Annotated in this window: 1 pseudogene (running past one end of the window); it reads left to right on the top strand. The window is 69.3% G+C overall.

The features are described from left to right. Positions 1–264: pseudogene (locus tag GEV06_28290) on the top strand (tetratricopeptide repeat protein) (it continues 185 nt past the right edge of the window).

The raw sequence follows: 264 nt of genomic DNA, 5'->3' as shown, positions 1-264 counted from the left end.
ACCAGGCGGCGGGTGAGGCCTATGAGAGCCTGGGACAGCTCGACGCGGCGATGCGCTCGTATCGGCGCGTGCTCGCTCTCGATCCCGAACGGCCGGGCGTCCACTATCGCCTTGGCCGCGTGCTCCTGTCGCGCTCGGCGCAGCTCGGCGCAGCCAAGGAGTCGCTGACGGCGAGAGCAGAAGCGGCCAGGGAGCTCGAGCAGGAGCTCGTGCTCGATCCCACCAACGCCGACGCCGCCTACGAGCTGGGTGAAATCCATCGTC

The sequence above is a fragment of the Luteitalea sp. genome, assembly GCA_009377605.1.
Classification (GTDB): Bacteria; Acidobacteriota; Vicinamibacteria; order Vicinamibacterales; family Vicinamibacteraceae; genus WHTT01.
This window is presented reverse-complemented; position numbering and strand designations above follow the sequence as displayed.